Origin of the sequence: Litoribacterium kuwaitense (genome assembly GCF_011058155.1) — a bacterium.
In the GTDB taxonomy this organism is placed as follows: domain Bacteria; phylum Bacillota; class Bacilli; order Bacillales; family DSM-28697; genus Litoribacterium; species Litoribacterium kuwaitense.
Genome location: NZ_JAALFC010000138.1, coordinates 1 through 383, shown reverse-complemented (window position 1 = coordinate 383; position 383 = coordinate 1). Strand labels below are relative to the sequence as shown.

1 protein-coding gene is annotated in these 383 nt (G+C 53.8%); it reads right to left on the bottom strand.

Features of this window, described 5'->3' with window-relative positions:
• Positions 1-383: methyl-accepting chemotaxis protein (locus tag G4V62_RS19390; protein WP_246218545.1), on the bottom strand; the 383-nt coding region annotated here is incomplete at both ends.

Genomic DNA, 383 nt, shown 5'->3' with positions numbered 1-383 from the left:
ATCGAGGCGGTCACTTCTTCGGTACCGGCAGACATTTCTTCGGACGCACTTGATACGTCCATAATCTGGTCGGCGATCGTATGGAATGCTTGCATCATTTGCTGGAAGACCGTCCCCGCTTCGTTGAGCATGGCGGATGTTTCATGTACATTTTTCACACCGTCGGTCATCGACGTCGAGGCGGCGGTTGTGACGTTTTGAATGTCATGGACAATTTGAACGATGCGGGCGGAAAATTCCTGCGACTGCACGGACAGCATTTTCACTTCTTCGGCGACGACGGCGAAGCCTTTTCCATGCTCGCCGGCCCTGGCGGCTTCGATCGAAGCGTTTAACGCTAAGAGCTGGGTCTGCTTGTCGATCTCGGTAATGCCGGTAATGAG